This window comes from Pigmentiphaga litoralis (assembly GCF_013408655.1).
In the GTDB taxonomy this organism is placed as follows: Bacteria; Pseudomonadota; Gammaproteobacteria; order Burkholderiales; family Burkholderiaceae_B; genus Pigmentiphaga; species Pigmentiphaga litoralis_A.
This window is the reverse complement of the sequence record NZ_JACCBP010000001.1, coordinates 1,747,665-1,770,828: the sequence shown is the minus strand read 5'-3', so window position 1 is coordinate 1,770,828 and position 23,164 is coordinate 1,747,665. Positions and strand designations below refer to the sequence as shown.

Annotated in this window: 21 protein-coding genes; 8 read left to right on the top strand and 13 right to left on the bottom strand. The window is 64.4% G+C overall.

The annotated features are described in order from the left end of the window. Positions 1 to 35 precede the first annotated feature (35 nt). The 4 genes from HD883_RS07875 to HD883_RS07860 form a co-directional block, all read right to left on the bottom strand. Positions 36 to 1,034, bottom strand: a complete 999-nt coding sequence (locus tag HD883_RS07875) for a Bug family tripartite tricarboxylate transporter substrate binding protein (protein ID WP_179586676.1) — start codon at positions 1,032 to 1,034, stop codon at positions 36 to 38. A gap of 17 nt (positions 1,035 to 1,051) precedes the next feature. Next, positions 1,052 to 2,227 carry a M20 aminoacylase family protein gene (locus HD883_RS07870; protein ID WP_257022052.1) on the bottom strand — a complete coding sequence of 392 codons (1,176 nt, stop codon included), beginning with the start codon at positions 2,225 to 2,227 and terminating at the stop codon, positions 1,052 to 1,054. Positions 2,228 to 2,340: 113 nt separating this feature from the next. Beyond that, positions 2,341 to 3,252, bottom strand: coding sequence for a LysR family transcriptional regulator (locus HD883_RS07865; RefSeq protein WP_179586680.1), 912 nt, complete (start codon positions 3,250 to 3,252; stop codon positions 2,341 to 2,343). A 6-nt stretch (positions 3,253 to 3,258) separates the two neighbouring features. Then, positions 3,259 to 4,257, bottom strand: coding sequence for a LysR substrate-binding domain-containing protein (locus HD883_RS07860; protein WP_179586683.1), 999 nt, complete (start codon positions 4,255 to 4,257; stop codon positions 3,259 to 3,261). A 142-nt stretch (positions 4,258 to 4,399) separates the two neighbouring features. Between HD883_RS07860 and pcaD the strand changes: the two genes are divergently transcribed. Further along, positions 4,400 to 5,185 carry a 3-oxoadipate enol-lactonase gene (gene pcaD, locus HD883_RS07855; RefSeq protein WP_179586685.1) on the top strand — a complete coding sequence of 262 codons (786 nt, stop codon included), beginning with the start codon at positions 4,400 to 4,402 and terminating at the stop codon, positions 5,183 to 5,185. Positions 5,186 to 5,246: 61 nt separating this feature from the next. Next, positions 5,247 to 6,236, top strand: a complete 990-nt coding sequence (locus tag HD883_RS07850) for a Bug family tripartite tricarboxylate transporter substrate binding protein (protein ID WP_179586687.1) — start codon at positions 5,247 to 5,249, stop codon at positions 6,234 to 6,236. 12 nt (positions 6,237 to 6,248) lie between these two features. Here the strand turns inward: HD883_RS07850 and HD883_RS07845 are convergent, their stop codons facing one another. The 8 genes from HD883_RS07845 to HD883_RS07810 form a co-directional block, all read right to left on the bottom strand. Further along, positions 6,249 to 7,451, bottom strand: coding sequence for a Gfo/Idh/MocA family protein (locus tag HD883_RS07845; protein ID WP_179586689.1), 1,203 nt, complete (start codon positions 7,449 to 7,451; stop codon positions 6,249 to 6,251). Then, positions 7,448 to 8,416 (bottom strand): PDR/VanB family oxidoreductase, encoded by a 969-nt coding sequence (locus HD883_RS07840; protein ID WP_179586691.1) that lies wholly within the window; start codon positions 8,414 to 8,416, stop codon positions 7,448 to 7,450. The genes HD883_RS07845 and HD883_RS07840 overlap by 4 nt, the downstream gene beginning before the upstream one ends. Positions 8,417 to 8,424: 8 nt before the next feature. After that, positions 8,425 to 9,387, bottom strand: a complete 963-nt coding sequence (locus tag HD883_RS07835; protein ID WP_179588682.1) for an ABC transporter substrate-binding protein — start codon at positions 9,385 to 9,387, stop codon at positions 8,425 to 8,427. 41 nt (positions 9,388 to 9,428) lie between these two features. After that, entirely contained in the window at positions 9,429 to 10,745 is a 1,317-nt protein-coding gene (locus HD883_RS07830) for a Rieske 2Fe-2S domain-containing protein (protein WP_179586693.1), read from the bottom strand. Positions 10,746 to 10,858: 113 nt separating this feature from the next. Continuing rightward, complete coding sequence (locus HD883_RS07825; RefSeq protein ID WP_179586695.1) at positions 10,859 to 11,869, bottom strand: Bug family tripartite tricarboxylate transporter substrate binding protein; 1,011 nt, start codon at positions 11,867 to 11,869, stop codon at positions 10,859 to 10,861. A 111-nt stretch (positions 11,870 to 11,980) separates the two neighbouring features. Further along, positions 11,981 to 12,970 (bottom strand): Bug family tripartite tricarboxylate transporter substrate binding protein, encoded by a 990-nt coding sequence (locus HD883_RS07820; RefSeq protein WP_179586697.1) that lies wholly within the window; start codon positions 12,968 to 12,970, stop codon positions 11,981 to 11,983. 83 nt (positions 12,971 to 13,053) lie between these two features. Next, complete coding sequence (locus HD883_RS07815) at positions 13,054 to 14,529, bottom strand: alpha/beta hydrolase (protein ID WP_179586699.1); 1,476 nt, start codon at positions 14,527 to 14,529, stop codon at positions 13,054 to 13,056. A 123-nt stretch (positions 14,530 to 14,652) separates the two neighbouring features. Next, positions 14,653 to 14,811 (bottom strand): hypothetical protein, encoded by a 159-nt coding sequence (locus HD883_RS07810; protein WP_179586701.1) that lies wholly within the window; start codon positions 14,809 to 14,811, stop codon positions 14,653 to 14,655. Positions 14,812 to 14,907: 96 nt separating this feature from the next. Between HD883_RS07810 and HD883_RS07805 the strand changes: the two genes are divergently transcribed. After that, positions 14,908 to 16,209, top strand: coding sequence for an NAD(P)-binding domain-containing protein (locus HD883_RS07805; RefSeq protein WP_179586703.1), 1,302 nt, complete (start codon positions 14,908 to 14,910; stop codon positions 16,207 to 16,209). 54 nt (positions 16,210 to 16,263) lie between these two features. After that, positions 16,264 to 17,247 (top strand): Bug family tripartite tricarboxylate transporter substrate binding protein, encoded by a 984-nt coding sequence (locus HD883_RS07800; protein ID WP_179586705.1) that lies wholly within the window; start codon positions 16,264 to 16,266, stop codon positions 17,245 to 17,247. A 72-nt stretch (positions 17,248 to 17,319) separates the two neighbouring features. Here the strand turns inward: HD883_RS07800 and HD883_RS07795 are convergent, their stop codons facing one another. Further along, positions 17,320 to 18,303 carry a Bug family tripartite tricarboxylate transporter substrate binding protein gene (locus HD883_RS07795; RefSeq protein ID WP_179586707.1) on the bottom strand — a complete coding sequence of 328 codons (984 nt, stop codon included), beginning with the start codon at positions 18,301 to 18,303 and terminating at the stop codon, positions 17,320 to 17,322. 259 nt (positions 18,304 to 18,562) lie between these two features. On the opposite strand from HD883_RS07795, the gene HD883_RS07790 reads away from it, so the two are divergent. From HD883_RS07790 to HD883_RS07775, 4 genes are read left to right on the top strand one after another with little or no spacing between them, the layout of a single operon-like run. After that, on the top strand, positions 18,563 to 19,324 hold the full coding sequence (locus HD883_RS07790; protein ID WP_179586709.1) for a Bug family tripartite tricarboxylate transporter substrate binding protein: 762 nt from the start codon (positions 18,563 to 18,565) through the stop codon (positions 19,322 to 19,324). Positions 19,325 to 19,326: 2 nt separating this feature from the next. Beyond that, the gene (locus HD883_RS07785) at positions 19,327 to 20,706 is read left to right on the top strand and encodes an MmgE/PrpD family protein (protein ID WP_179586711.1); all 1,380 of its coding nucleotides are present in this window, start codon (positions 19,327 to 19,329) and stop codon (positions 20,704 to 20,706) included. Positions 20,707 to 20,733: 27 nt separating this feature from the next. Further along, complete coding sequence (locus HD883_RS07780; RefSeq protein ID WP_179586713.1) at positions 20,734 to 21,717, top strand: Bug family tripartite tricarboxylate transporter substrate binding protein; 984 nt, start codon at positions 20,734 to 20,736, stop codon at positions 21,715 to 21,717. Between the two features lie 8 nt (positions 21,718 to 21,725). Further along, entirely contained in the window at positions 21,726 to 23,156 is a 1,431-nt protein-coding gene (locus HD883_RS07775) for an NAD-binding protein (protein WP_179586715.1), read from the top strand. Positions 23,157 to 23,164: the final 8 nt, after the last annotated feature.

Sequence of the window (23,164 nt, the reverse complement as noted above, 5' to 3'; positions counted from 1 at the left end):
CTTCGCAACCTTGCTTCTGATCGCGACACGTGTGATCAGTCCAGCAGCTTCAACTGCCCCGCCGCCAAAGCTTCGCCAATATCCTGCATGTCCTTGGTCAGCTTCGTCTTCAAGACATCCGGTGAGCCGGGCGCGGCGGTGACCAATTGGCTATCCAGGACCTTCGTCATCTCGGGCTGTACCAGTACGCGGTTCAACGCGGCGTTCAGCTGCGCGACGATGGGCGCAGGAATGCCGGCCGGGCCGACCAGCGCGATGGCGGTTGCATACTGGAAGTCGAGGCCCGTCGACTGGATGGTGGGCAGGCGCGGCATGACTTTCAAGGGGGTGGCCGAGGTGACCGCGACCAGCGTGACGCGTGGGTCGTTCTGGTAAGGCACCGAGTTGGTGGGGGCGGCAAGCAGGACATCGATGCGGCCCGCCAGCAATTCCTGCAACGCGTCACCGCCACTCTTGAAGGGCACATGCAGCATGGAAATGCCTGCCTTGCTCGATAGTTGCGCCGTGGCGATATGCAGGTTGCCGCCGACGCCGCTGCTGCCATACGACAAGCCGCCCGACGCCGACCGCGCCTTGTCCAGGAACTGCGCGAAGGTGGTAATGCCGGTCTTTTTGCTGACCATCAGGATCAAGGGCGAATAGCCGACCATGCCGATCGGCGTAAAGTCCTTGACCGGATCGTAGGGGCGCGTTTTCTGCAACGATGCCGACACGGTGTGGGCATCGGTAATGAAGGCCATCGTGTAGCCGTCGGCCGGGGATACCGCCGTCGCCTTCGAACCGATGATGCCGCCCGCGCCCGCGCGGTTCTCGACCACGACCGGCTGCTTCAGATCGAGGGCCAGCTGCGCCGCCAGGGGACGTGCCAGGCCGTCGGACCCGCCGCCAGGCGACGCGCCGACGATCATTTTCAGTGCGTGGGCAGGAAAGGTCTGCGCGTGAGCTAGGGGGGTGGCAGACATGGCGAACACGGCAAACACGGCAGGCAAGGCAGCGGCAAGACGCATAGGGATGCGACGGAAGGTCGGTGTCATGGCAATCTCGGATCGGGTCAGGGGACGGACAGGAATTGTTCGGCAAGCCGGGACCAGTAGGCCACGCCTACCTCGACATTGGCGTCGTTGAAGTCATAACCGGGGTGATGCACCATGCACGATCCCGGGCCATCGCCATTGCCGATCAGCAGATAGCTGCCGGGGCGTTCTTCAAGCATGAAGGCAAAGTCTTCGCTGTTCATCAACAGCCGGGTTGCGGTGGATACCTGGTCCTGGCCGAAGGTATCGACGGCCACCTTCTGGGCAAATAGCGTTTCGGCAATCGTGTTGATCAGCGGAGGGTAGGGGTTGGCTCCTGCGACGATCTCGGCGTTCAGGCCCAGGCTTTCCGCTTGCAGACGCACCACCCGGTGCACGGCGGCCAGCACCGTGTCGCGCACGTGCCGGTCGTGCGTGCGGATCGTGACTTGCATGACGGCTTCATCGGCGATCACGTTGTTGGCCTTGCCGGCATGAAGCGATGCCACGGTTACGACCGCGCTCGATTGCGGGTCAAGGTTGCGCGACACCACCGTCTGCAGCGCCATGACGATGGCGGCGGCGCCGACGAGCGCGTCGGCGCCGTTCTGGGGCTCGGCGCCATGCGCGCTCTTGCCGCGCACGGTGATCGTCAAGCGGTCGTTCGACGCCAGCAGCGGACCTGGGGCGAATACGAGCTTGCCTTGCGGCAGGCCCGGTATGTTGTGCATGCCGAAGACGGCATCGCACGGAAAGCGCGTGAACAATCCGTCGTCCATCATGCGCCGCGCGCCGGCCAGGCCTTCTTCGGCCGGCTGGAAGATGACGTTGAGCGTGCCCGAGAACTTGCGCGTCTCGGCCAGGTAGTGGGCGGCGCCGAGCAGCATCGCGGTGTGGCCGTCATGTCCGCAGGCATGCATGACGCCTTCGTGGACGCTGCCATAGGGCAAGCCGGTCGTCTCGTGGATGGGCAGGGCGTCCATGTCGGCGCGGATGCCGAGCGTACGGTTGCTGTCGCCAACTTTCAGTACACCGACGACGCCGGTGCTGCCCACGCCCTCGGTGACCGCGTACCCCCAATCGCGCAGCTTGTTGGCCACCAGCGCCGCGGTTTCATGCTCTTGAAAGCCCAGTTCCGGACGCTGGTGGATGTGCTGGCGCACGGCGACGGCCTGCGTCGCGTACGGATGAAAGCGTTCTTTCCATGCGGTCAAGGGGTACCTGCCCATCGGTTCGTTGCCCGTGCATCCGGGCGAACACCGACTGTATGACGGCGACGGCCGGGCGCTGATTACCGAAATGGCAAGAGCTATAACCGAGTGACAAATCAACCTGGGGTCGCGGGGTGACCGGTGGCCGACGCGGAAAGGGCCGAGATGAAGGCATGAACGACCGGCGGGTGGGTGGCATCCCTGCGCGTCACCAGAGTCGGAAAGGTGGAAAGCCGCAAGGCATCGACATCGAACGGCCGCAGTCCGATGGCCGCCGCACTGGGCAGCAACGCGCCTGGACACATGCCGATCAGGTCGCAGCGCGCAAGCAGCGGGAAGCTGCCGATGGCGCCGCTGCCGTCCAGTTCCACTTGCACCGTAATCGGCGGCAGCTTACGCGACGCAAAGGCTGCGTCGAGCTGATCGCGCGAGCTGACCCCTGCCCGTGGCACTGCCCATCGCATGCCGACAAAGTCCTCGATTCGCGGCGCGCGGGGCAAATGGAACAGGGGATGTCCCTGGCGTGCGATCGGCTGCATCTGTTCATCCGACAGGCGCAACGCCTGGAAGTCCGGGCCGACACTGGGCGCCGTCGCCAATGCCAGGTCGATCTCGCCGCGGCCCAAGGCGTCCAGCAATTTGTCTGAAAACATGATGCTGAGCTTCAGGCGCGTCGCCGGGCGTTGCGGCAGGAAGTCGAGCAGGGCCTGGCCGGCCAGAAACTCCCAGGTAGGCGTGGCGCCGATACGGATCACCGCGGCGTCTCCGGCGGCAAGGTCACCCAGTGCGCGCATCGCACCGGTGTATTCGGTGTCGAGCCGCCGCGCATAGTCGGCAAACGCCAAGGCCGCACGTGTCGGCACGGTGCCGCCGGGGCCGCGTTCGAACAGCTTGGTGCCCAGGGAATCTTCGAGCCGGTGCACACATTTGCTCAGCGCCGGCTGCGTCAGGCCCAGCGTTGCCGCAGCACGCTGCAAAGACCGGTGTTCCAGGATCGCCAGGAAGTAGCTGATGTCTTTGATATGCATGCGTCCTTACCCCTCCATCGCCCCGAACAACGCGGCCGCCACCGCCTGCGCGCACGCCTTGAGCACTTCCACTTCCGGTATTGGCGGCGCGTAGTGGCGGCTGAGCAGCACGTAGGGTGGCACGCGCAGCGTCATGCCGCAGTCCAGGCGGGTCAGGTCACGCGACCACATCGGCTTGGCGATTTCGGTGGCGGGCGCGATCGTCAGCATGCTGGACGCCTGCGCAATGGCCAGCAGGTTCAGCAGTCCGCGGCACTCCACTTGCGGGACCACGGGCGGGGCGCCTGCGTCGAACACGGCGCTGTCGAACAGGTTGCGGATGTGCGAGGCCGCGTGGGGCAGGGCCCAGGGGCCGGCCAGGGCGTCGCGCAGGCTGGCGGTGGCCTGGCCATGCAGTGGGTGGCCAGGCCCGGCCACCACGTACAAGGGTTCGGATCCCAGCAGCGTCTGGTCCAGCGACAGGCCGCTCGAGGCCAGCGTTGCGCGCTCGACGTTGCCCAGCACCGCGTCCAGTTCCCCCTGGGCCAGGCGGGTCACCAGCACGTCCAGCGCGCCTTCCTGGATGTCGATGCGCACGTCGGGCAGGTGCTCGCGCACGCGCGCCAGCATGGCGGGCACCGCAACGCCGATCAGGTAGGGGGAGGCGCCCAGCCGCAGCCGGGCGGTCGCGCCGCCATGCTGAAGCGCGATCTGGCGGCCCATGGCGACTTCCTGCAGCGCGACCCGGGTGCGTGCCAGGACGGCTCGGGCAGCCGGGGTCAGCCGGGTGCCGCTGTGATCCCGCACCACCAGGGGCGTGCCAAAGGCGAATTCCAGATCGTCGATCAAAGACAGCGCCGAGGGCTGCGTGATGCCGAGTTCAATCGCGACCTGCCGCAGGGATCCGACACGTTGCAGGATGTCCAGCGCCTGCAGATGCCGGATGCGCAGCCGCGACAGCGCGCTGGGGAGGGCGGCCGACGTCACGAGGGGCAAGGACGTGTTGTCGTCGTTCGAAGCAGTCATGTCGGGGAAACCCTGAGGCGATTCGCGCGTGGTAGCAACAGCTGACAGCGTCAGGCTATCACCTGACACGAATAACGGGCATTCCTCAGTTCACTGAGCGTTCCTACACTGGGCTTCCATTCACCCTTGCCCGGGAAACACCTTGACTTCCGCAACCATCAACGGAGCTCGCCTGGCCTACCGCCTGGACGGGCCGGCCGACGCACCGACCGTCATGCTGTCCAACAGCCTCATGTCGACCCTGGCGATGTGGGAGCCGCAGATGCCGGCGCTGACCGAGCGCTACCAGGTGCTGCGCTACGACACGCGTGGCCATGGCGCATCCGAGGTGACACCCGGGCCCTACCGCATCGAACAACTGGCCGATGACGCTGCTGCACTGATCGAGCATGTTGGCGTAGGTCCGGTGCATTTCGTCGGCCTGTCGATGGGCGGCATGATCGCCCAGCAACTGGGTATCCGCCATCCGCAGGCCGTGCGTTCCCTGTCCTTGTGCGATACCGCCAGCGAGATGCCGCCCCGCGCAATGTGGGAAGCGCGTTTTGCCACCGCGCGTGCCGAGGGTATGGCGGGCATGGTCGACGGCACGATCCAGCGGTGGTTCGTGCCGTCCTTTCCCGCCCGTGCGCCGGATGTGATCCAGCAGGTGCGCGACATGATCCTGGCTATCGACGTGGAAGGCTACATCGCCTGTGGATCGGCCGTGCGCGACATGTCGCAGACCCATCTGCTCAAACAGATCACCACGCCGACGTTGATCCTGCTGGGCCGCGACGATCCCGCCTGCACGCTGGCCGCATCGGAAGTCCTGCACCGCGAGATCGCCGGCGCGCAGATCCACGTGATCGACGATGCCGCCCATCTGTCGAACCTGGAACACCCCGATCAATTCAACCGTGTACTGAGGGATTTCATCGATCGCCACTGAGTGCGCAGGATCTGGCCGCAGTTCCCATAACAGCCGCTGGCCCCGGCACCGGAGACCCTCCATGAACCCGCATCCCTTTACCTGCATTTCGCGCCGCGCCGTGCTTGCGGCACTCGCGCTCTGTTTCGCTGCCACCCCTGTGCTCGCGCAGGACTACCCCGCGCATCCGGTCAAGCTGGTCGTCCCGCTGACGCCCGGGTCGGGCGCCGATATCGTGGCGCGTATCCTTAGCCGCAAGCTGCAGCAGATGTGGAACCAGACCGTGCTGGTGGAAAACCTGCCGGGCGCGGGCGGGCAGATCGGCACGCGGCGAGTGGTGCAGGCCCCGGCCGATGGCTTGACGCTGCTGGTGCAAAGCGCGTCGCACGCCGCCAATCCGGCCATCTACAAGAAGCTGCCGTATGACCCGCAGACGGACCTGATCGACGTGGCGCTGCTGTCGACCACGCCCTATGTGATGGTGGCGGCCTCGGCCAGTCCCTACAAATCGGTCAAGGACATTGCCGACGCCGCCAAGGCCAAGCCGGGCGCGCTCGCCTTTGCGTCGGCGGGTGTGGGGTCGTCCACGCACCTGACCGCGGAGCTGTTTGCCCAACGGGCCGGCATCAGCATGATGCATGTGCCGTTCAAGGGATCTCCCGATGCGATCACCGATGTGGCCGCGAACCGGTCGGTGTTCTACATGGCGCCGCTTTCCACGCTGGGCGGCATGCTGACCGACGACGGCCGCCTGTCGGCCATCGCGGTCACGTCGGCACAAAGGGTGTCCACGCTTCCCAATGTGCCGACGGTGGCCGAATCCGGCTATCCGGATGTCAACATCGAACTGTGGATAGGACTGTGGGCGCCTGCCGGCACGAAGCCCGCCATTATCGACAAGCTGTCGGCCGACCTGACGACTGCCTTGCAGTCGCCCGACGTGCAGGCGCAATTTGCAAAGAGCGGCAACAGCACGCGCATTCTCAAGCCCGAGCAGTTCAAGGCTTTTGTCGACAGCGAAATCAAGACCAACAAGCAGCTGGCGCAGAAGGCCGGCATCCAGGTGGACTGAGCGCCGCGGCCCTCAATCGCCCTGATGCATCAGGGTCACGTCCTCGCCCTGATGATCCGACTGCAGCATGGCAATGCAGATCTCCAGCGTGGCCTTCGCCCATAAGCCGTCGTGCAGCGGTGCGACACCGTCCCGCACGGCGGCGACCAGTTCATCGATCACCTCGGCACGCGGAACCGCGGGCTGGGGCAGCGGCATCCACTCCTTCGCGTGGTGTCCGTAAACCTGAATGCCATTCGGCATTGGCCGCAGGTCGCCCTGATCACACGAAACGATGATCGGACCAAAGTGCTGATGCCACGGCCGCGCGTCGTGGGCGCCGGGCGGCTTCGGGGGCACATAGGCCGGGCCGCCATACGTGCCGTTGGCTTTGAGCTCCGCCTCTGCCTGGGGGGACGCGACCGTATCCAGCTTGCGCCGCGCGGCGCCATAGGATGCCGGATCCTTTGCATGACCCATCTCGCCGGTCCAGTCGGTCCATTCATCCGAATCGAAGTGGCCGTAGCCGTTGTAGCTGAGCGAGGCATACGCGCCATTCTCGAACCACACCAGCGCCGAATACGCGCCTTCGGTCGGCCGCGCCGGGTCCCAGTGACCGACCGCGGCGCGCAGGCGAGTCGCGCGGCTACCCGCCAGCATGCGCACGATGTCGACCTGGTGCGCCGCCTGGCTGAACACGGCGCCGCCGCCTTCGGACGTCATCAGTTCTTCCGGTCTGCGCGGCCTCAGCAGATAGTCCGTGTAGTTCATTGCCTGGATCATGCGCACCGTGCCGAGCCGTCCGCCGCGGATCAGCTCGCGGCAGACCAGATAGGGCGTATCGAAGCTGTGGCAGTGACCGACCAGCAGATGCACCTGGGCCCGTCTGCAGGCATCGATCATCGTGTCGCAGGCCTCCAGCGACAGCGCCATGGGCTTTTCAACCAGCACATGTTTGCCGTGGGCTGCGGCAAGCCGGGTGTGCTCGGCATGGAATTGATGCGGGCTGGCGATGTAGATCACTTCCACCTGGCTGTCGGCAACCAGCGCGTCGAATGAATCGTACGCAGGCGCATCGAAATCGCGCGCGAACTGTGCGCGCGCCGTCTCGCGGGTGTCGCACGCAGCAACCAGCTGCACTCGCGCGTCCCCCAGGAAAGTCGGCAACATCAACGAAAACGCGCGACCGAGCCCGGCCACGCCGATCCGCAGCGCGGATGACGGTGCGGCGTTCATAGGTCCAGCACCAGCGGACCCGACACGGCACGCGACACGCACACCATGATCTGATTGTCCTGTTGTTCGGGCATCAGGACCATGTCGCGGTGATCGGCCACGCCTTCCAGCAGGCCAGTGCGGCAGGATCCGCAGGTCCCGCTCTCACAGGAAAACGGCACCTTGACCTCGGCGGCACGCAGCACCGACAGAATGGACTGGCCCACCGGGATCTCGAACTCCAGCCCGGACTTTGCCAGCTTGACCGTGAACGGCGTATCGTCTGCGCGCTTTTCGCCGCCTTCCAGAAAGCTTTCGAAGTGGATGTTCCCGGGTGACCAGTGGCCCGTCATGTCCCGCACCGCTTCCATCAAACCGCGTGGACCGCAGCAGTACACGTGGCCCCGGTTCGGTTTTTCCAGAACCGGCCACAGATCGAACGCGTCGTCCGGATCGCCGCCGTCATGATGCACCTTGACGTTCTTTCGCCACTCCGGCGCGTCCAGAACATCCAGAAAGGCGGTGGTCTCGGCCGACTGGCTCAGGTAATACAGTTTCCACGGGGCAGGCGGCAACTCGCCAAACGACCGGATCATCGACAGGATGGGCGTAATGCCGATACCGCCCGCAATGAAGAGGTAAGCCGACGCCTTGTCGACGAGCGGAAACGCGTTGTCGGGCATCGACGTGGGCAACGTGTCGCCTTCCTTCGCGTCGTCGACTAGGCTCATCGACCCGCCCCGTCCGTTGGCATCCCGCTTGACCGTGATCACGTATTTGCTCAGGTCTTCCGGATCACCGCACAGCGAATACTTGCGGAACTCGTTGTTCGGCACCTGTACCTTGACGTGCGATCCTGGGGTGAACGGCGGCAGTTCGTCGCCGTCGGGGTGCACCAGTTCAAAGCTGCGAATGCCGGTTGCCGCATCAGTCGCTTTCGCGATGCGCAGCGGCATCATGTGAACGGTGTCGTTGGCGTCTTCCATCGCATGTCCTAGATTTTGTAGGATTCGTAGGTGGCGGGGTGGAAGAGTTCTTCCACCGGCACCTGACGTGACGACAGCCCCTGCGCGTGATGATGCCGCACAAAGGTTTCCAGGGTTCGCAAGTTCGGCTGAACGCCGTACGACCAGTAGTCTTCGCCCATGGTCTCTTTGGCGGCCTTCAATTGCTCTTCGACAAAGGGCAGGGTGACCTTGGTGGCCGACGTGTCCGCCAGCTTGTCCAGCGCGGCGGCCTTGGATTTCTCGAAAGCCTTGACCAGCGCCGCCGGCAGCCAGGGGTGCTGCGCCGCCAGTTCCTTGCGCAGGCCCACCACATGCATGATCGGGAACACGCCCGTGCGCTTGAAGTAGTCCTTGGCCACGGCAGTGGGATCATCGAACAGCCAGCCCACATTCGGGTTGTGCCGCGCGGCGCCGCCCGGCGGGCGCGGCGCCATGAAGCCATCGATCTCGCCGCGGTCGAGCAGATCCGAAATCGTGCTGCCTTCGGGCGCATCGATCATGGTCACATCGCCCGGCAACTGCAGCTTGATCTTTTCCGGACGGCCGGGCTCGTCGATCCCGCCGCGCACCCAGGTCACATCCGACGGCTTCACACCGTAGTCGTCTTCCAGGATCGAGCGTGCCCACACGTTGGCCGTCAGCTGATATTCCGGCACGCCTATCTTCTTGCCTTTTAGATCGCCCGGTGTCTTGATCCTGTCCTTGCGCACGTAGATGGACGTGTGGCGAAACGCCCGCGACAGGAAAATCGGCAGCGCGATGTACGGGCATTCGCCCTTGGCGTGCTTGACCAGATAGCTCGAAAACGACAGTTCGCTCACATCGAAATCGATGCTCCGGAACGCGCGAAAGAACATCTCTTCCGGGTTGAGCAGCATGAAGACCGGATCAACGCCGTCGATCTGCACGCCGCCGTCAAACAGCGCGCGGTTGCGGTCATAGTCGCCCATGGCGATGGAAAGTCGCAGGTTCAAGGTGGTCTCCAAGACGATCAGGTCGTCTGATAGTTGCTGTCGAGTTGCGGCGCGTTCGCGTCCGTTGTCCATACCGGGCGGGCGCCAAAATCGCGCCAGTCGGTGGTCTTGGGAATGATCGCCTGGAACGAGCAGATCTCGGAAGGGATCCGCAGGTCGCCGGTGCCGATGGCCGGCTGCCCTTCCTTGAACGCCTTGACCGCTTCCAGCATCTGGCGGCGGAACTCCACGATCGCAAAGTCGCTGGCGCCCAGGCGGTCGTCCGACCGGTTCGCGATCGGGCCCATCGTCACCCACATGGCGATGTCCTGGTTCGGGAAGCCGGTGATGCCGGTAAAGTTGCCCGCCTTCATGGCCTGGCGGTCCTGCTTGAACCGGTTCCCCATGTGGCGGAAGGGGTGGTACTCCGGGTCCAGGTCCACACCCACCTGCGCGCCCAGGAACTTGCGCCAGGTTTCGGTATCCGGCGCCTTGGCCGGATCGCCCCACGATATGAAGTAGAACGCCGTGTTCGTGTCATCCATCGGAACGTTGATGTTCGCAACGTTGTACAGATTGTTCGGCGGGATCAACACCGTGGCAGGGGCCACGAACACGGTGGATCGCACATAGTTGTTCTCGGACGCCTTGGTGATCGGCCGGCGAATCGCGGCGTAGCGGAAACCATACGTGCCCCACTGCACCTGCATGCGCGGCGCCTTGTCGGTTGACGGACGCAACCAGTTCTTGCCGGTCGCTTCGGCGCCGCCCACCCGCGCCGGCAGGAAGTCGGACGAGTGCAGGCTGTCGCTGTGCGCGGAGTCGATCGCGCCTTCCAAAATCTGCGCCCAATTGCAGGGAATCAGGATCTTGGCAATGCTGACCTTGGTGTCCCTGGTTGGCGCCCAAGGCGGCGGCACGAACTCGGGCACGTTGTCTTGCGGACCCATGTAGGCCCACACACAGCCGCCCCATTCCTGCACCTTGTAGGCCTTGTGCTTGACCTTCTCGGTCATGGCGCTGGCCGACGGTTCGGACACCATCTCGATCACCGTGCCTTCCACGTCCATCTTCCAGCCGTGATATAGGCAGCGCAGGCCGCATTCCTCGTTGCGGCCATACACCAGCGACACGCGGCGGTGCGGACAGAACTCATCCATCACACCCACGCGGCCTTCGGTATCGCGAAACACCACCAGGTCTTCGCCAAACACACGCGCCTTGATGGGCGTGCCATCGGGCTCGCTCACTTCTTCGCTCAGGCAGACCGGCGTCCAGTGCCGGCGCATCAGTTGTCCCATCGGGGCATCGCCCTCGACGCGGCACAACAGATCGTTTTCTTCAGTGGTCAACATGTCTCGCTCTCACCAGGTAGTTGCAGTCGGGTCAGGCAGCCGCGGTTCGGCAGGTTTGTTAGATATCTAATTAAATTGGAGTGTAGGGGACGACCGAAGGTTTGTCCACTTGCCTACTCGGCCTTGATGCCCGCCGCCTTGATCGCGCCTTCATAACGCTTGCCTTCCTCCGCAATGGCCGCGGCGTAACGATCGGCAGGCCCGCCGACCGGCTCGATGCCCAGCGTATTCAGCTGCTTGATCACTTCGGGTGTCTTGAGCGCACGCGTGACTTCGGCATTGATCCGCGTCACCGCATACGACGGCGTGCCCGTCGCGGCCAGCACACCTACCGTGACGGCAAAATTGAAGCCCGGAATGATCTCCGAGATGGCCGGAATGTCGGGCGCCAGCGCCGAGCGCGACGCCGAATTGGTCGCCAGTATCTTGACCTTGCCATTCTCGGCAAAGCCCGACAGCGAGGGTAGGGCGGCGAACACCACCCCCACCTGATTGCCGACCAGCGCGGGCACCGACTGGCCCGATCCCCGGAACGGCACATGGCTGATCTGCAGATTCAAGGCCGCCTTCATGGCCTCCATGGTCAGGTGATGGCTGCTGCCGATGCCGGACGATCCATAGTTGATCTGACCCGGTTTGCTTTTGGCCAGCGTAACGAATTCCTGCAGCGTGTTGACCTTCAATTCGGTATTGGCCGCCAGGAAAAGGGGCGACGTGGCCACCAGCGACACCGGCACGAAGTCCTTGTTCGGGTCGTAGGCCAGGTTCTTGTAGATGGCCGGGTTGATCGACATCATCGACCCGTCGGTGACCAGGAAGGTATAGCCATCGCGCGGGGCGCTGGTCAGCGTCTGGGCGGCAATCACGCCGTTGGCGCCCGGCTTGTTCTCGACGACGACACTCTGGCCCATGTGTTCGGTCAGGCGCTGCGCCACCACGCGGGCAACGGTGTCGGGCAGGCCGCCGGGGGCGTAGGGGACGACGAACCGGATGGTGCGGTTCGGGTAGCCGGCGCTGTCATCGGCGGCAGATGCCGGGCCTGGGGCGATGGCGAAAGCGCCGCCCGACAACACGAGTGCCAGGGTCAAGGGACGCAGCACGGACTGCGGGCAGGACAGGGTCATGGGTAGCTCCAGAAGTGGATCGGCGCGCATCAGGCGCGGCGAAGGGTTGGGATGAAAAGGGGGGGGCTGTGCGGCGTCATCCTTGCGGCGGCATCCTTGCCGCAGCCGCCGTCAGGGCTGCTGATCGGCGACGATCCCGGACGACTTGATGACGTCCGTCCAGCGGGTCAGGTCGCTTGCCGCCAGCGCGCCCAGCGTATCCGGGGTGCTGGCCTTGGCTTCGATGCCTTGCTGCGCCAACGTCTCGATCACGGCAGGGTCAGCCAGCGTGGTACGCGTCTCGGCGTTGATCTGCCGCACGACATCGGGCGGCGTACCCGCAGGCGCGACCAGGCCGATCCAGATATCGCTGCGGTAGGCCGGATAGCCAGCCTGGGCAATCGTCGGCACGTCAGGCAGCAGCAGCGTGCGCGACTCGCCTGCCACGGCAAGCGCCCGCAACTTGCCGGATTTGATGTGGGGCAGCACGGAATTGATCGGCCCGAACAACACCTGGACCTGACCCGCCGACACATCGGCAATGGCCGGTGCCGCGCCTTTGTAGGGCACATGCGTCATGCGCACGCCCGCCAGCTTGTTGAACAATTCGGCCGATAGATGTTGCGGCGACCCGGTGCCCGACGACGCATAGTTCAGCCTGGCCGGGTTTGCCTTGGCGTAGCTGACCAGCTGCGCCAGATCCTTGACGGGCAGGTCGGGATTCACGACCAGAACGATAGGCACCGTGCCAAGTAAACTGACCGGCGCAAAGTCCTTGGCCGGGTCGAAGCCGAGCCGGTACAAGGCCGGGTTCACCGACAACACGTTGTTGGCGGCAATTAACAAGGTATAGCCGTCCGCCGGGGCGCGCGCCACGAATTCCGCGCCGATATTGCCGGCCGCGCCGGGCTTGTTTTCGACCACGACAGTCTGGTTCCACGCCTTGCCCAGGTGCTGGCTCAGGACGCGCGCAAGTACGTCGTTGCTTCCGCCAGGAGTGAACGGCACGATCAGGCGGATCGTTTTTTTCGGCCATGCCTGAGCGGCATCCTGGGCCGCTGCGGGCAGGGCGAAAGCCAAGGCGAGCAAGCCAGCGACGGCCAGTCGAAGCGTGGAGGGCATGGCAATTCCAGTGGTGTAAGGGCCCGCCGCAGCGATCACGGTGCGCGGGCGCAGAAGAGAAAAAGACGGCTGAGCGCGTGGGTTCAGCTGCGGCGGCGCGGCCCGGACAGCCGGCTGGCCAGGCCGCGCCACCGCGCGACAGCGGCCATGGCAGCCAGGCCCAACATCACGGCCAGTGCGCCAAGCGACAGGCTCCCGCCGCCTGACACGACAGGGCTCGTGTCCGCGCGATATCGCGGCGATGCCCAGCCGTCGACGTAATCGAACAGATTCTTCACGCTGTTCGAATACGCAGCCGCGCCGCCCGTGTTCATGCAGTTCGCGCAGGGTGTGAAGCCATGCGTCGCGCCTTCGATGAACACCAGATCCTTGTCCTTGGCCGCCGATGCGTCGAACTCCTCTTCGGAGTCGCGAATGAAGAGATAGCCGCCCATGCCCATGACCAGCGTTGGCACCGAGATCGCACCCACCGCACAGATCGTCGAATTGTTGCTCGAACAGTGGTCGATTCCGTCAAGGGAGTTGGTCGACCGCACGGCTTGCGTCGACAGGAACGAGCGCAACGACAACTGCTTGGTGCCGCGGTTGAACGACATCGTCGATGCGAGGGTGTCGGGCTCGACCGGACTGACCGTCGTCACCAGTTGGCGATCAATCGAGCCATCGTTGCGGAGCAGTTTTTGTGGGCGCTGGGTCTTGCGAAGAGCGATCTGCGGATCGAGACTATGCAGCTGCGACGCGCCGCCTGGCCCGGCTCCCGGATTGCCGCCATGCGGTATCGCGAACTGATCGTTGTCGGGGTAGGGGCCCTTGCCGGCGGCGATATCTTTCGTGCGCCGATCGGCATCGGCGATCAACGCGTTCATCCGGCGCGACTGGGCCGCGAAATAGCGCGCCTGGAAATCAGGTGAGTAGGTGGAAGCACCCGCCGGGTTGTAGCCATTGGCTGGGCTGTAGAGATCCAGCGCCGGATCGAACGTGCCCGGGGTCTCGCGCAGGACCGAACCATTCAGACTGCGCAAAAGGATAACGGGGACACCCGGATGCGCATCCGCAAGGATCAGGCCGTCCGCCGGTGGCAGGTTCGCCAGATCGTTATTGCAAGGAACGATCTTGCGCGCGTCCTGGCAGAAGCCAATGCCTTTCTCGGCGACCGCCTGATAGAAACTCAAGGTAGGCCCGCCACCGCTGTGGCCAAACAGGATGACCTTCTCGATCCCCGGCTGTTTGCGCAGGTACTCGACGCCGACCTTCACGTCAAGCGCGATGCGGTCCCAGTCGATCTGGAACTCGTTGTTCTCATAACGCGTGTTCATGCAGAACACCGCATACCCACGCTTGGACAACTCGCCGCATCCGATGTGACTGAGGTAATTGGCGGTGCGGTGAACGATCAGGAAGGCGACTTTCGGATTCGGGTTGGCGTCGGGCGTGTAGTACAGGGCCTTGACGCTGCCGCTGGTGACGTAGGTGGGGCGGCTCTGTGCCTGGGCGGCGCCACTTGCGCACGCGCACGCGACGGCCGCCAGCGCACAGGCCAGCATGCTGATGGGTTTCATTGCCGTGTCTCCTGATCGTTTTCTTTATGTGCCGCCGCGATCGAGTCGCGTGCGTGCGGTACTGCCGGCATCTGATAATTTACTTAGCTCTCTAATAGAGATTAGGAGTGGGGCGTGGGCGTGTCAAGCGGGCTGCGCCGGATGGGCGAGGGGAGTTACCCTCGGGTCGCGGTGGGATTGCTGCTCGATCTGCAGCAGTCCATTGCTGTATCCGGGGTGGGTCATGGCGTCAGTGTTATCAACAATGCCGGTGTTGCGTCCGCAAGGGATCGCAACAATCATGATGGTTCCATTGAATGGAACTAGTGTCACCAGAAAGAATCGACGTGCTAGCATCGGCCGACGTTGGATAACGCGTCCGCGACCTTCGCGCCGGGCATGTTGCCCTGGCCTCGACGAGGTCGACGGGCCACCACAACGATCAGGAGACGCATCACCATGAAAATCGGATACATCGGGCTCGGTGCCCTGGGCAGCCAGCTGGCACGCACCTTTTTGCGGGACCACGACCTGGTCGTGTGGGACGCCCATGCGCCGGCAAGCGAGGCATTGCGCAAGGACGGCGCCCGTGTCGCCCCGTCGGCCGCAGCACTGGCTGCCGACGCCGACGTGGTGCTGCTCTGCCTGCCGCGCAGCTCCGACGTGCGGCAGGTGTTGTTCGGTCAGGGTGGGTTGGCGGAGGGCTTGTCCGCCGGCAAACTCGTCATTGACCAGACCAGCGGTATTGCCAGCGACACGCGCGCCATGGCCGACGAACTGGCACGGCATGGCGTCGCAATGCTGGACGCGGCCGTGTCAGCCAGTCCGCACATCGTTGCGCAGGGTGGCGCCGTATTGATGGTGGGTGGGTCCGACGAGGTGTTCGAACGGGCGCTGCCGGTGCTGCGGACAGTGACGAGCACCATCTATCGCTGCGGACTGCGCGTGGGTGACGGGCAGGCCATGAAGACCGTGAACAACGCCATGAACGCGGGGGTGCGCCTGGGCACGCTGGAAATTGTCGCATTGGGCCGTCGCGCCGGCCTGTCGCTTGCGGCCATGTCTGACCTCCTGAACCAAGGCGCGGCGCGCAATCAGACGACGGTGAAGATGCTGCCCGCGTTGGTGGAGGGCAAGGCGTCCACCAATTTTTCCCTGGCATTGCAGTTGAAGGACGTCGATCAAGCCGTTGCATTGGGCTTCGATACGGGCGCGCCCATGCCCGTGACAGCGGCGGTGCGCAGCCTGTTGCAGGTCGGTGTGAACACGCTTGGAAAGACGGCGCAGCTCGAAGACATGGTGGGACTGATTGAATCGATGGCGGGCACGCGCCTGGCCGGAAGCGACGACACCGCGGAGGGAACCCGGATCAGGTTCGATGGGATCGGCACCCCCGACGTGGCTAAAACCATCGACGACGCCGTGTCGGCACTTTGCCTTGCGATAACCGAAGAGTGCGTGGCGGTCGGCGTCGCGTATGGACTCGAATTGCCCGTCCTGGCCGAGGTGCTCGACAAGAGCTCGGGCTGGAGCGCGCAGTCGCAACGCTTGTTGCCAGCCTGGACGGCGGGCGGACGCCAGCCGCGTGATCCTGCGTGGGGCGATGCATTACTCCGCGCGGCCCGCCTCGCCCTGATCGCCGGTGCCCCGACTTTCGTCGCCAACGCCGTCCGGGCGGTGGTCGAGTCGCCAGCCAGATAGTCCGCCGCACCGGCACATCGACCAACACACATAAAAACACGCAGGAGACAAAACATGAACAACCCCTATAAGCAGGGCGTCCGGTATGGCGCCTGTGCCGTCGCGCTGGCATTTGCCAGCATCAACAGCGCAGCCGCAGCCGAACCCTTTCCTTCGCGCCCGATCCGGGTGGTGGTCAACACGGCGCCTGGCGGCTTGACGGACGTGACGACACGGCTGGTCGCGCAGAAGATGGGCGAGCACCTGAAACAGACCGTGGTGGTCGAAAACCGGGCGGGTGGCGATGGGCTGATCGGCATTCGCAGCGTCAAGACAGCGCCGCCCGATGGCTACACGATTCTGGCCACGGCAGGCACCATCGCCATCCAGCCAGCGATCAAGGACGACGCCGGGTATGACGTCGCCAAGGATTTCTCGGGCATCGGCCTGATCGGGCGATCGCCGTTTCTGATGGTCGTGGCGGGCGATAGCAACGACAAATCCATGGCCCAGCTGCTGGCCCGTGCCAAGACCAATCCGAACAAGCTCAGCTACGCGTCGGCCGGAGTCGGCACGGCGCCGCATCTGGCCGCCGCACAATTCTTCCAGCAGGCCGGTGTCCAGTTGCTGCATGTGCCCTACAAAGGCAATGGCCCGGCAATGGCGGACGTCATGAGCGGCCGCGTCGACCTGATCCTTGAAGCGTACGGGAGCAGCAGTGCCAAGGTGAAGGCAGGGCAGTTGCGCGCGTTGGGTGTCACGTCGTCCAGCCGTTTCGCGTCCCTGCCCGACGTTCCCACTTTCGCCGAACAGGGCGCGCCGAACTACAGCTACTACACCTGGCTGTGCCTGGTGGCGCCGGCGGGTACGCCCAAGGACGCGATCGACAGACTCTCGGAATCGCTGCGTGCATCGTTGGCCAGTCCGGAGATCGAAGCGCGTTTCCGCGAAGATGGGCTGGAAACGAATGTGATGTCGCCAACGCAGTTCAACACGTATCTGGTCGATGAAGTCGCCAAGGCCAAGGCCATGGTCGGCAGCCTGGGGCTGGCGAAGTAGAAGGCGGCCCTGGCACGCGGTGGGGCGGGTCAAAGGAGGGGCCGACAGGCCGCCCCTTTCTTCCGCCCGCGTTCAATCCAGCTTGATCTTCGAGCTGAAGCTGCGCCACTTGGCGATGTCTTGCGCGATGTAGTTGCGGAACGATTCAGGCGTACTGGTGCTTGGGTAGAAATAGTTCTGTCCCATCAATTCCTTGGTCTGCGGCATGGCCGAGACCGTGTTGATGGCAGCGTTGATCTTGGTCACCACCGCGTCCGGAATACCGCTCGGTCCGACCAGTCCGTAATACGTGTAGGGGTCGATTGCCTGCAATTCCTTGAAGCCCAGTTCACTCACCGACGGCGTGTCAGGCAGGGACGCAATCCGCGTGGCGCTCGTGATGGCCAGGGGACGCACCTTGCCGGTCCGGATGGCTCCGACGGCGCCCTGAATGGGCGCGATGCCCAGGTGCACAAGGTTGCCCGACATGGCCGTCATGATCTCGGCATCGGCCTTGAAGGGAATGTGGGTGGCTTGCACGCCCGTCAGGCTCAGGAAGTATTCGGCCTGCAGGTGGCTGGCCGACCCCAGGCCGGATGACCCGTAGTTCAGTTTGCCGGGGTTGGCCTTTGCGTAGGTGATCAATTCCGAGAAGGTCTGCACGGGCAGAGCAGGCGTAACGACGATAACGCCCGGCGTCGTGGCGACCAGGCCAAGCAACGTGAAGTTCTTGAGTGGATCGTACGGCAGGTTGGTCCGCACACCCGGATTCTGAGAGAGCGAACTGCCGGTTCCCAGGTAGATGGTGTACCCGTCGGCCGGGGCGTTAAGGGTGGCGTTGATGCCGATCATCTGCGCGGCGCCCGGGCGATTTTCCACGATCACGTTGGTCTTCAACACTTCGCCCAGTTTCACCGCGTAGTACCGGGCGACCGTGTCGGTCGAGCCGCCGGCGCTGAAGGCCACGATCATGCGGATGGGGCGGTTCGGAAAGCTGTCTGCCTGAGCGGCCTGCGCGCCTGTCGCGGCGATACAGAAGGTGGCGCCGAACAGGGCGGTCAGTGTCGTCGAATGCATGGTCATGGTCTCCTGCCTGGATTGGCTTCTGGTGTTGGCGAAGCTTATCACCGTAGTTTCATTCAATAGTATTGGTTCCGTTAAATGAAACTCTGGTCCAGGCAAGCCGGAAGCTTTAGTTTTATATGGTTTCACTGATCGGAACCGGTTCCTAAAAAATTGACTTCGGGTTCTGAACGCTTTAGAGTCGGCGTCAAAGGCAGTGGGCGTCTCGCCAGAGCAGGCACACGCACCCGGCTTAAAACACAAGGAGACAGACGTGATTGCACCCCTGAGATTCGCGTGCCTGATAGTCCCCATTCTGGGCGGCTTGCTGGGTGGCGTCTGTACGACCGCCGTGGCGGACCCTTCGCAGGCGCCCACCCGTATCGTCGTTGCCTCGGCGCCGGGCGGCAACCTGGACTCGAGCCTGGCCGAGGCCGCATTTGCCGTGGCCGTTCCGTCCGGGTCGCGTTACCGGACCATGAAGGACTTGGTGGCCGACGCAAAGGCGCGTCCGGGGCGACTGAACTACGGCTCGTCGGGCATTGGCCAGGGCAATCATCTGGGAATGGAGCTGCTCAAGTCACAGCTGAAAGTCGACCTGGTGCATGTGCCGTTCATGTCGGCCGGCGCAGTGACGACCGCGCTGATGGGCGCGCAGGTGGACGCTGCGATGCTGACGCTGCCGGGCGCATTGAGCGGGATGGAGGCGGGCAAGCTCAGGATCCTGGGTGTCACCGGCGACAAGCGGGTCGCCAAGATGCCCGACGTGCCAACGATCCAGGAATCCACGGGCGTGGCCCTGGCATTGACGTCGTGGCAAGGACTGGTTGCCCCCGCAGGCATGGCGCCGGACCAGGTTGCAACCCTCAATACCCGTGTTGCCGAGATCCTTGCCAAGCCACAAGTGATCGATCAGCTCGACCGGGTCGCCTTGACGCCCAAGCCGTCCTCGCCGCAGGCCTTCGGCCAGTTCCTTGCGCAGGAAACGGCGCGGTGGGGCGAGGTGATCAAACAAGCCGACATTCGCGTGGAGTGATGATGCAGAAGACGATGACCCAGGGGCCGACGCTTGCCCAATCAATGGGCGCTTTCCTGAACGAGGCGCGGATCGGCGACATGCCGCCCCAAGCCGTCGAATACGGCCAGATGCTGGTGGCAAGCACGCTTGCCAGTGCGGCACTCGGGTCGACCCTGACCTCAAGCCAGATCGTGCGGCAACTGGAAGTGGACCGCGGCGGTCATGCTCAGGCAGCCGCATGGTTCGGCAACTGGGACCGCCTTCCCGCGGTGGCGGCCGCCCGCATCAATGCACTGATGAGCGACGCGGCCGCCTCCGATGACAGCGACTTGCGCAACATCGTGCACAGCGGCACCCCCGCCTGCGCGGCGGCGCTTGCTGTAGGCCAGCACCAGCGGGCCACGGGCAGCGAGATCGTCGAAGCGATCGTGTTCGGGTATGAAGTGGCCGGTACGATCAATACGGCCATGCTGGGTGGACTGCAGCGCAAGGGCTTTCATGGGTGTGTGGTCGCGACCTTTGCAGCGGCGGCGGCCGCTGCCTGCCTGCTCAAGCTCGATCGTGACGCCGCTGCCCACGCGCTGGCCCTGGCTGCCACGTCGATGGGCGGCCTGCACGCGGCTGCTGCCACCAGCCTGGCGCGCGAATACCATGCGGGCAATGCAGCCATGATGGGCGTTCATGCTGCGCAGGCGGCGGCGCGGGGCTACCAGGCAGAGCTCGCCACCTTTGAAATGAAGCGAGGTTTTTTCGAAACCTTGGGCGGCGGTGCCGACGCCAGCGGGCTGGCCGGGCAACTGGGCAGCAAGTGGAACATCCTCACCGAACTGGGCATCAAGCTGGTACCGGGCGGCTCGCCTTTCCACGCCGTGGCCGAAGCCGCGGCCAGTGCCGCACGAGAAGGGCGGCTGACTGTGGATGACATCCGCCACATCACGTTCACCCTGCCCGATTACCCGTTCCCGGGCCCGAAGCACCCGGCCGATCTGATCGGCATCGAGCACAGCCCGTTCTACTTTGCGGCGGCCGGCGCGGCCGACCACGATTACGGATGGACGCACGCCTTTCCCGAAAAAATCAACGATCCCCGCATCCGGTCGCTGTTCGACCGCATCACCCGCAGCGATGACGACGTGGTCGACAAGCACCGATACAAAAGCGGCGCCATCGTCACGATAGAAACCACCGACGGCCGGCTGCTTGAACACACAGTCCTGGCACCCAAAGGCGCTGCAGTGCGCGGTATTTCCTGGCCCGACATCCGGACCAAATATGACGCGCTCATGCCGCACGGCGGCGTCTTGCCGCAAGCCATCGACCGGAGCTTCGACCAGATACGCAGGCTCACGACGCTGCCGTCGATCGACGGATTGATCGGCATGCTCAGCGGCAAGGCCTGACCCCACACACAAAAAACAGGAAGAGACATGACACACACCGTGGTTACCGCAGCGCGAACGGTTCTGTTCGCAACTTTGTCACTGACCTTCGCCGCGCAGGTGTCGGCGTCGGATACCTACCCGTCCCGCCCGATACGCGTGGTGGTGCCCGTCGCCGCAGGCGGGTGGGGCGATGCGTCGACGCGCATCGTTGCGCAGCGCATGGCTGAAGAGCTCGGGCAGCCGGTTGTTGTCGAGAACCGCACGGGCGCTGGCGGCTTGCTGGGCATTCGTCATACGAAAGCAGAAGCGCCCGACGGTTATACGCTGATGTCGACCGGGGGCACCATTGCGATTCAGCAGGCGTTGAGCAATGACCCGGGCTACGACACCCTGAAAGACTTTACGGCTGTGGGGTCGATGGTGCGGTCGCCTGCCATTGTCGTGACCAGCGCGGCGTCGCCCTACAAGACGATGCCGGAACTGATTGCGGCGGCGCGCGCCAACCCGCAGAAAATCAGCTATGGGTCGGCAGGCGTCGGCACCACCACGCACATCGCGGCCGAGATGCTGCTGCGCAAGGCGGGCGTCAAAATGATGCATGTGCCGTACAAGGGCAATGGCGCCGCGATGCCCGATGTGATCGCGGGCCGTGTCAGCTTCATGATCGATGCCTATGGCAGCAGCGCCTCCAACATTGGCGGGGGGCGTTTGCGTGCGCTGGGGGTCACGTCCGACACGCCGATGAACGCCTTGCCCAATGTGCCGGTTGTCGCGTCCGAAGGCGTGCCGGGCTTCAAGTACTACTACTGGCTGGGCCTGTTCGCACCGGCCGGCGTGCCACCGGACGTGGTGGCCAAACTGTCTGGTGCACTGAAGAAAGCGCTGAGCGATCCCAAGATCGAAGCGCGTCTGCAGTCCGATGGCACGGAGAACGCATTCATGGCGCCTGCGGAATTTTCGACCTTCCTGCGCAAGGAAGTGGCCGAGACGGCGTCCTTGATCAACGATCTGGGCTTGCCGAAGGAATGAGTGCCGAAATGAGTATCTTCGGTGACCAAGTGGGCGATGGTCAGGCCATCAAGGCGGTCAACGATGTCATGAGCGCCGCGTGCCATCTGCTGACGTTGGAAGTGGTGGCGATGGGGCGCAAGGCTGGCTTGTCGATGGCGTCGATGATCACCGCGATCAACCAGAGTTCGGGCCGCAGCCGGTTTTCCGAAGTTGCCTTGCCGGCGTTGCTTGCGGGCAAGCCGTCCAGTGACGTCGCCTTGAGCGTGATGATTAGGGATGTGGACCAGGCCATCGCCCTGGGCATCGATGCCCATGCGCCCATGCCGATCGCCGCGATGACCCGCGCCCTGTTGCAGATGGGCATGAATACAGTTGGACCGGACGCGCGGCTGGACGACATGGTCGACGTCATCGGGAATCTGGCCGGAACGTCCCTGCGCGCGCCGGACAAAGCGCCTGACCAGGTATCGCACGAGGTAGTGCACGACGCACCGGCAACATCAGGCGTTGATGCGTTGCCTGCAGATGCCCCTGGCTTAACTGCAATGCGTGCTGCCCATGGCGCCTTGATCAAGACGAAGCCAGTGATCGGCTACATCGGCCTGGGCGCCATGGGCCATGCCCTGGCACGTCAGGCCCTGAACGCCGCCAGCGAACTGCATGTGTACGACGTCGACCCGGCGCGGGTGGACGCACTGGTGCAATTGGGTGCAAAGGCGGCACCGGATCTGGCAACGCTGGCCAGCGCGTGCGACGTGATCATGCTGTGCGTGCCGGGCGCGCACGAAGTCCGCGCCACTCTGTTCGGCGACGGCGGCATGGCCCCGGCCTTGCGGCCCGGAACGATCATCGTGGATCAGAGCACGGGATCGCCCGCCTTGACGCGAGCGCTTGCCGCAGAGCTGGCCGCCCTGGGGGTCGCATTGGTGGATGCCCCGGTGGCGGGCGGACCCAAAGGCGCGTCCGACGGCTCACTGCTCAGTCTGTGCGGCGGCGAGCAGTCTGCGCTCGCAACCGTCCAGGCCTTGCTCGGCGCCATGGGCAGTCAGGTCATGGCATTCGGCGGCCCGGGCAATGGCCACGCCGCCAAGCTGATCAAGAACGCCCTTGGTGCGTGCAACCGCCTCATCACCTACGAGTCGGTGTCGCTGGCCGTCAAGCTGGGACTGGACCTGGACGTGCTGCGCGCCGTCATCGAAAAAAGTTCGGGCTGTACGGCGGCGTTCTCGCGCATCGTTCCCAATCTGCGGTCGGGCGCACCCACCGCGCAGCTTCGCCTGGAACTTCTGGCGAAAGATCTCCGGTTGATTACCCAGATGGCGGCCGACTGCGGCACCCCCGCCGTGATCCCGAACGTCGTCCGCGGCACCGTCGAAAGCGCCGTCGGCACATTGGGCAAAGACGCAAACATCGATGAACTGGCTCGTCTGTTCGACCTGCACGTTCTTTCTGCTTAACGAGGCAC